At 74.6% G+C, this 7474-nt stretch carries 6 protein-coding genes and 1 pseudogene; 3 read left to right on the top strand and 4 right to left on the bottom strand.

Going from position 1 to position 7474, the window contains the following annotated elements; translation table 11 throughout:
- Positions 1-1199, top strand: a pseudogene (locus tag F6X68_RS28305) (hypothetical protein); the annotation flags it as partial.
- A gap of 119 nt (positions 1200-1318) precedes the next feature.
- Here F6X68_RS28305 and F6X68_RS28300 read toward each other — a convergent pair.
- The 4 genes from F6X68_RS28300 to purS form a co-directional block, all read right to left on the bottom strand.
- The gene (locus F6X68_RS28300) at positions 1319-2074 is read right to left on the bottom strand and encodes a 2-phosphosulfolactate phosphatase (RefSeq protein ID WP_151457116.1); all 756 of its coding nucleotides are present in this window, start codon (positions 2072-2074) and stop codon (positions 1319-1321) included.
- A 4-nt stretch (positions 2075-2078) separates the two neighbouring features.
- Positions 2079-4826, bottom strand: coding sequence for a phosphoribosylformylglycinamidine synthase subunit PurL (gene purL / locus F6X68_RS28295; RefSeq protein WP_151457115.1), 2748 nt, complete (start codon positions 4824-4826; stop codon positions 2079-2081).
- Positions 4827-4893: 67 nt separating this feature from the next.
- On the bottom strand, positions 4894-5577 hold the full coding sequence (gene purQ / locus F6X68_RS28290; RefSeq protein WP_151457114.1) for a phosphoribosylformylglycinamidine synthase subunit PurQ: 684 nt from the start codon (positions 5575-5577) through the stop codon (positions 4894-4896).
- Positions 5574-5837, bottom strand: a complete 264-nt coding sequence (purS, locus tag F6X68_RS28285) for a phosphoribosylformylglycinamidine synthase subunit PurS (RefSeq protein ID WP_121397234.1) — start codon at positions 5835-5837, stop codon at positions 5574-5576. The genes purQ and purS overlap by 4 nt, the downstream gene beginning before the upstream one ends.
- Before the next feature lie 403 nt (positions 5838-6240).
- Here purS and F6X68_RS28280 point away from each other — a divergent pair, with 403 nt between their 5' ends.
- Both F6X68_RS28280 and F6X68_RS28275 read left to right on the top strand, forming a co-directional pair.
- Entirely contained in the window at positions 6241-6924 is a 684-nt protein-coding gene (locus tag F6X68_RS28280) for a trypsin-like serine protease (RefSeq protein WP_151457113.1), read from the top strand.
- 24 nt (positions 6925-6948) lie between these two features.
- A partial coding sequence (locus F6X68_RS28275) for a YbjQ family protein (RefSeq protein WP_151457112.1) occupies positions 6949-7474 on the top strand: 526 nt, incomplete at its 3' end.

Below are 7474 nucleotides of genomic sequence, written 5' to 3'. Positions count from 1 at the left end.
CGCCCCCCTCCGACGAGCCCGTCGAGGAGACGCCCGAGGAGAGCACCGAGGCGACCCCGGGCGCGGCGGCCAACGCCAGCAACGAGGACTCCGGCGGCATGGGCTCCTGGCTGATCATCCTGCTCGGCGGCCTGCTCGTCGCCGCCGGTGTCGGCACCATCGTGCTGCTCCTGATGCGGCGCAAGGACAACGGCGACGAAGCCGACGACGACGCCCCGGCGGGCGCCGCGGCCGGCGCGGTCCCGGCGGCTCGCGGGGCGTTCCGCGGCGCCGACGACCAGACCCGGGTGGTCAACCGGGTCGGCACCACGCCGGATCCGACGATGGTGGGCGGCGCCGCGCTCAGCGACGCCCCGACGATGATGCACCGCCCCGTGGTCGACGACGTGCCGCCGGACCCGTACGGCGCTCCCCCGCAGCCCTACGGCGCGGCGGGCAACCAGCAGGGCTGGGGCGGCAGCGGCTACGGCGACGAGCCGGCCGGCGCGGGTGGTTACGGCGGTGCCGGCTACGGCAACGCACCCGCTTCCGGCGGCGGCTACGGCAGCGGCGGCTACGGCAACGCGCCCTCGTCGGGGAGCGGCTACGGCAACGCACCCGCCTCGGGCGGCGGCTACGGCAGCAACGACTACGGCGCTCCGGCAGGTGCGGCCGGCACGGCGGGTGCCGCGGGCTACCCGCCGGCGGGCGGCGGCCGGGGCCACGGCGAGCGGTACGACGAGCCGACCGGCCGCTACACCGGCGACGCCACCCAGTACCCGGCCCCGGCCGACCCGTACGCCACCGGCGTCTACCAGCCGGAGCAGGGTCAGGGCTACGGCCAGTCCGACCCGGGCGCGTACGGCCGGGCCGGCGAGCAGACCGGCGGTTACGACCAACCGGGCGGCGGCTACGAGCGGGGCGGCTACGGCCAGCCCGGTGGCTACGGTCAGGAGCCCCCGGCGCCACGCGGCGGCTACGGCCAGCCGGGCGGCTACGACCAGCCCACCTCGTACGACAACCAGGGCGGCTACGGCCAGGGTGGCTACGGTCAGGAGCCCCCGCAGCAGCGTGGCGGCTACGAGGACCGCGACGGCTACGGCCAGGGTGGCTACGGCCAGCCGGGCGGCTACGACGACCCGCAGACCGGTCGCGGTCGCCCGGACGGCCCACCGCAGCAGGACCGGGGTGGCCGCCGGCTGGACTGGCTGGACGACTGACCCGCTCGGGGGGCCGGCCCCCGACGACAGCACCACGGCGAGGGCCGTCCGGATTTCCGGGCGGCCCTCGCGCCGTTCCGGCCCGCCCCGACCGGGTCGGACGCGCGGTCGCGGGGAGGTCAGGCGGCGGAGAAGACGCCCTGCCGCAGCACCGGGACCACGTCCGAGACGCCGACCCGGACGGCGACCTCCACGTCCCCGGCGAAGCCACCCTCGATGAGCTCCCGGCCGGACACGCTGCCGCAGACCGCGGCGGGCACGTCGGGGGTGCTGGCGAGCGCGGCCAGGGCCACGGCCGCCTCCACGGAGAGGCCGCCGGGCACACCCGACAGGGCGTCCAGCACGCAGGCCGCCCCGAGCTGGTCCTCCACGCAGGGGCGCAGGGAGCCGTCCGGCCAGCGCTCGCCCGAGGCGATCACGCCGATCGGCGCGTCCGTCGAGCCGTACCCCTGCTGGTCGAGCCAACGGCCGACGGCTTGCGCGTTGCGCAGGCAGGCCGCGACCACCGGCAGCCCGGTGGCGCTGGCCGCCGCGCTGATCGCCGACCCGTTCGGCGACGGCAGCACCAGGTCGGCGACGACCGGTGCGGTGGTCAGCGCCGCCGACGAGAGCGACCACGGATGTTCCGGGGTCGTCTGCCGGCGGCCCACCGCCGCGACCGCGCCGACCCGCCGCGCGTAGTCGGCGGCCTGCTCGCCCCACGGGAACGGGTGCACCCGCATGCCGCGCCCGACCGCGACGTCCACGGCGGTGGTGAACGACAGCACGTCCACCACCACCAGCACCGCGCACACCCGGCCCAGCTCGGCCGCCCCCGTCAACCCCCAGTCGAAGCGGGCGCCTGAACCGGGTTGGACGTGGACGGCCGCGGCCACCGCCTCAGCGCCGACCAGGCTCGGTGTCGCCGGGCTCGGGAGCCGACGCCCCGCCGGCCTCGGCCGGCCGGTCTGCGGCCTCGGCCGCCGGCTGCTCCGGGCCGGGCGCGACGGCCTCCGCCGGGGCTGCCGCCTCGGCCGGGGCCACCGGCTCGACGGCGCCGGTCGACGGGACCGGCCCGGCCGACGCGATCGGCTCGCTCACGACGGCCGACGGGTCCACCGGCTCCACGCCGGCCGATTCGGCGACGGGCAGCGGCACGGCCTCGACGGCACCCGCCACACCGGTGGCCGGCGCGGGCACCTCGACGACCCCCGCGCCCCCGAAGAGGCGCGGCAGCGTCTCGCCGTGCGCGGCCCGCAGCTCGTCCAGGCCGATGCGGAACTGGCCGTGCACCTCCAGCGCGCCGCCGGTCGGGTCGGTGACGCCGATCAGCTCGAACGGCACGCCGCGCTCGGCGCAGAGGGCGGTGAACGCCTTCTCGTGGCCGCGCGGCACCGACACCAGGGCCCGGCCGGCGGACTCGCTGAACAGGTAGACGAACGGCATCGAGCCGCCGTCGAACCGCTCCGGCACCGCGATCCGGGCGCCGACGCCGCGCCGCAGGCAGGACTCCACCAGGCTCTGCGCGAGGCCGCCGTCGGAGAGGTCGTGCGCGGCGCTCAGGTGCCCGACCCGCGCGGCCTCCGCCAGCAGGTCGGCCAGGAGCCGCTCGCGGGCCAGGTCGACCTGCGGGGGTACGCCGCCGAGGTGCTCGTGGGTGACCCAGGCCCACTCCGAGCCGGAGAGCTCCACGTGCGTCTCGCCGAGCAGGAAGATCTGGTCGTGGTCGCCGCTCGGCCGGGGCACGAAGCCCATCGGCACCCGGTCGGCCACGTCGTCGAGCACGCCGAGCACGCCGACCACCGGGGTCGGGTGGATCGGCGCCGCGCCCGTCTGGTTGTAGAAGCTGACGTTGCCGCCGGTGACCGGGATGCCCAGCTCGGCGCAGCCGTCGGCCAGGCCGCGGACGGCCTCGGCGAACTGCCACATCACGCCCGGGTCCTCCGGCGAGCCGAAGTTGAGGCAGTTGGTGACGGCGATCGGCTTCGCGCCGGTGACGGCCACGTTCCGGTACGCCTCCGCCAGGGCGAGCTTCGTGCCGTGGTACGGGTCGAGCCGCGCGTACCGGCCGTTGCCGTCCACCGACAGCGCCACGCCCAGCCCGGTCCGCTCGTCGATCCGGATCACGCCGGAGTCCTCCGGCTGGGCGAGCACGGTGTTGCCCAGCACGTAGCGGTCGTACTGCTCGGTGACCCAGGTCTTGTCGGCCAGGTTGGGCGACGCGATCATGCGCAGCACGGTCTCGCGCAGCGCCTCCGGGTCGGCCGGCCGGGGCAGCGTCTCCGCGCGGTCGGCCTGGAGCAGGATCAGGTCGGCCGGCTCGCGCATCGGGCGGGCGTAGACGGGACCGTCGTCGACCAGCGAGCCCGGCGGCACGTCCACCACGAGCTGGTCGTGCCAGGTGATCAGCAGCCGGCCCGGCTGGCCGTCCGGCGCCGGCGGGGTGACCTCGCCGATGGCGGTGGCCCAGACGCCCCACTTCTCGGCGGTCTTGAGCACCGCTTCGAGCTTCTCCGGCTCGACGACCAGCAGCATCCGCTCCTGGGACTCGCTGGCCAGGATCTCGTGCGGCTCCATCGAGGCCTCGCGCAGCGGCACGCGCTCCAGCCAGACCCGCATGCCGGTGCCGGCCGCCGCGGCGGTCTCGGTCAGCGCGCAGGTGAGGCCGGCGCCGCCGAGGTCCTGGATGCCGACGACCAGCCGGGCGTCGTAGAGCTCCAGGCACGCCTCGATGAGCAGCTTCTCCATGAACGGGTCGCCGACCTGCACCGACGGGCGGCGCTTCTCGCTGCCCTCATCGAAGGTGGCGCTGGCCAGCACCGACACGCCGCCGATGCCGTCCCGGCCGGTCCTGGCGCCCATCAGCACGACGACGTTGCCCGGGCCGGCGGCGGCCTTGTTCTGGAGCCGGTCGACCGGCAGCACGCCGAGGCAGAGCGCGTTGACCAGCGGGTTGCCCTGGTAGCAGGGGTCGAAGACGACCTCGCCGCCGATGTTCGGCAGGCCCAGGCAGTTGCCGTAGCCGCCGACGCCGGCGACCACGCCGGGCAGCACCCGGGCGGTGTCGGGGTGGTCGGCGGCGCCGAAGCGCAGCGGGTCCATCACCGCGACCGGGCGGGCGCCCATGGCGAGGATGTCCCGCACGATGCCGCCGACGCCGGTGGCCGCGCCCTGGTAGGGCTCGACGAAGCTCGGGTGGTTGTGCGACTCGACCTTGAAGGTCACCGCCAGCTCGTCGGAGACCTGCACGACGCCGGCGTTCTCACCGATGCCGGCGAGCAGCCGGTCGCTCGGCGGGGCCTTCTCGCCGAACTGCCGCAGGTGCACCTTGCTCGACTTGTAGGAGCAGTGCTCGCTCCACATGATCGAGTACATCGCCAGCTCGGCCTGGGTGGGCCGCCGGTCGAGGATGTGCCGGATCCGCTCGTACTCGTCGTCGCGGAGCCCCAGCTCGGCGTACGGCTGGAGTTCACCGGGGGTGTCCCCGGCGCGCGGCACGGTGTCCAGTCCGTCGGCCCAGTCGGCGGTCGCCGGCCCGGGACGCCCGGCCGGCGGCACGACGCCGGCCGGACGCGGCTCCACCGGCTGCGCCGGGGCGGCCGGGAAGGCCTCCGGGTTATCCCGTACCTCGTCCGGATGGGTGGTCATGACCTCTCCTCGCTGCGCTCGCGTCCGCCCGACGGGCGGGTGAGCCGACCGTTGATGCCGCGCACGGTCACGCCGGCGTCCCCACCAGGTGCTTGAGCACCGAGGTGAAGAAGCCGAGACCGTCCAGGGAGGGGCCCGTGAGCGCCTCCACCGCGTGCTCGGGATGCGGCATGATGCCGACCACGTTGCCGGCGGGGTTCGTGATCGCGGCGATGTCGCGCTGCGACCCGTTGGGGTTGCCGCCGACGTAGCGGGCGACCACCCGGCCCTCGGCTTCGAGCTGGTCCAGCGTCGCGGTGTCGGCGACGTAGCAGCCCTCGCCGTTCTTGACCGGGATCAGCACCTCCTGGCCGGGCTGGAACGCGTTCGTCCACGCGGTGCCGGCCGACTCGATGCGCAGGACCTGGTCGCGGTTGCGGAAGTGCAGGTGCTGGTTGCGGGTGAGCGCGCCGGGCAGCAGGTGGGCCTCGCAGAGGATCTGGAAGCCGTTGCAGATGCCGAGCACGGGCAGGCCGCCCCGGGCCGCATCCACGATCGTCCCCATCACCGGGGCGAACCGGGCGATGGCGCCGCAGCGCAGGTAGTCGCCGTAGGAGAAGCCGCCGGGCAGGACGACGGCGTCCACCCCGTGCAGCTGCGGGTCACCGTGCCAGAGGCGGACCGGTTCGGCGCCCGCGATCCGGACGGCCCGGGCCGCGTCCCCGTCGTCGAGCGAGCCGGGGAAGGTGACCACACCCACCCGGGCGGTCACGAGCGTGCGTCCACGGTCTCGTCGGCCTCGGCCACGCGGACCGTGAAGTCCTCGATGACCGGGTTGGCGAGCAGCTTGTCGGCGATCTCCCGGGCCCGGTCCAGGTCCGGTTCACCGGTGAATTCGATCTCGATCCGCCTGCCGATCCGAACCGAGGCGACGTCGCTGACGCCGAGCCGGGGCAGCGCGTTTGCGACGGCCTGGCCCTGGGGATCGAGGATCTCGGGCTTGAGCATGACGTCGACGACGACGCGAGGCACTGGGCACTCCTGACTGTGTACGCAGTTGGGTGCCGACCCACAACGGGCGAGCGCAGCCAGCCTACCTGGCAGATACCGCCCCGGACGCACCGGCCGGACGCAGTTCAGGCGGTGATCGACATTCCCGGCGCGGGGCCCGGGGACCGATGCGGGTTCGTTGCGATCCCGATGCCCATCCGTTGCCGACCGACCCGTTTCGCCCCGCTCCGCCGGATCGCCGGGGCACCGCCCGCCGCCCGGCCCGCCATACCGTCTCATCCATCATTTCCGATGGATCTCTTGTGAACGACATCTCAGGGGCCCTACCGTACATCGTCGTACGTCGATCGATCGTCGGGCCACCCCGCCCGCCGGCCGACAGCTCGACCCGGTGAACCCGGGCCCCGTCCCCGAAGGAGCCCCCATGCGCATCCGATCCATGGTCGCGGTGCTGGCCACCGCAGCGGCCGGCCTGCTCGGCGCCAGCTCCGGCGCCCTCGCCGCCCCGGCCGGCCCGCAGCCGATCATCGGCGGCAGCACCGTCTCGTCGGCCCCGTGGGCCGCCGCCGTGCTCAGCAACGGCTCGTTCACCTGCTCCGGCACGATCATCGCGCCGCAGTGGGTGCTCACCGCGCGGCACTGCGTGAACGGCACGATGTCCGTCCGGGTCGGCAGCGTCAACCGCACCTCCGGCGGCCAGACCCGCACCGTCAGCGCCAGCTACAGCCGGTACGACCTGGCCCTGCTGCGCCTGTCCAGCTCGGTGAGCACCTCGTACGTCACGCTCGCCAACAGCAACCCGCCGCTCAACTCGACCAACTCGATCTACGGCTGGGGCATGACCTGCTACAGCGGCTGCTCGGCCTCGACCCAGCTGAAGACCGCGTCGGTCCGGGTGACCAGCAACAGCGTCACCGACGCGTACGGCGGGCAGGCGATCCGGAGCACCCGGGTCAACGGCAACGCCTGGCGGGGCGACTCGGGCGGCCCGCAGTTCTACAACGGCGCGCAGGTCGGCGTCGCCTCCACCGCCGACGGCCAGAGCATCCAGAACTACGGCAGCGTCGCGTACAACCGGGCCTGGATCACCCAGACTGCCGGTGTCTGACGGTTAGCGCCGCGCCAGGCGCGGATGGTCGGCAGCGCGCCGGCCGTCCGCGCCGCGCCGTTTTGCAGCATCCGATCAGGTGAACACGGCTCACGATCGGGTGCGCGCAACCCTGAGACCATCGGAAACGTGCTGGTCGTGACGACGGAGCAACTACCCGGGTACGAAATCCGCCAGATCCTCGGCGAAGTGGTGTCATCGATGGCCAGGACGCGGAACCCGTACCGCGAGGGGGTCAAGAACCTGCGCGGTGGCGCGTACGACCCGATGGCCCCGGACAACCTCACCCGGTGGCGTACGGACTCGGTGGCCCGGCTCGGCGAGGAGGCCCGCCGCATCGGCGCGAACGCCGTGGTGGGGATGCGCTTCGACAGCCGCGACTGCGGCGAGATGTGGATGGAGATCTGCGCGTACGGCACGGCCGTGGTCGTGGCGCCCAAGATGCCCGACGTCATGCCGCCCGACCAGCCGCTGGTCGCCGCGGAGACCGCGCACGACCCCGCCTTCGCCGAGTCCCCGGGTGGCATCGCCGAACCGGCGAGCGCCCCCA

The organism is Micromonospora sp. AMSO12t (assembly GCF_008806585.1).
In the GTDB taxonomy this organism is placed as follows: domain Bacteria; phylum Actinomycetota; class Actinomycetes; order Mycobacteriales; family Micromonosporaceae; genus Micromonospora; species Micromonospora reichwaldensis.
The sequence above is the reverse complement of the archived record's forward strand: the minus strand, read 5'-3'. Positions and strand labels throughout refer to the sequence as shown.

Coding starts and splice junctions, on each gene's coding strand:
- purL (WP_151457115.1), bottom strand. CDS start 4,826: ATGACCACCCATCCGGACGAGGTACGGGATAACCCGGAGGCCTTCCCG.
- F6X68_RS28280 (WP_151457113.1), top strand. CDS start 6,241: ATGCGCATCCGATCCATGGTCGCGGTGCTGGCCACCGCAGCGGCCGGC.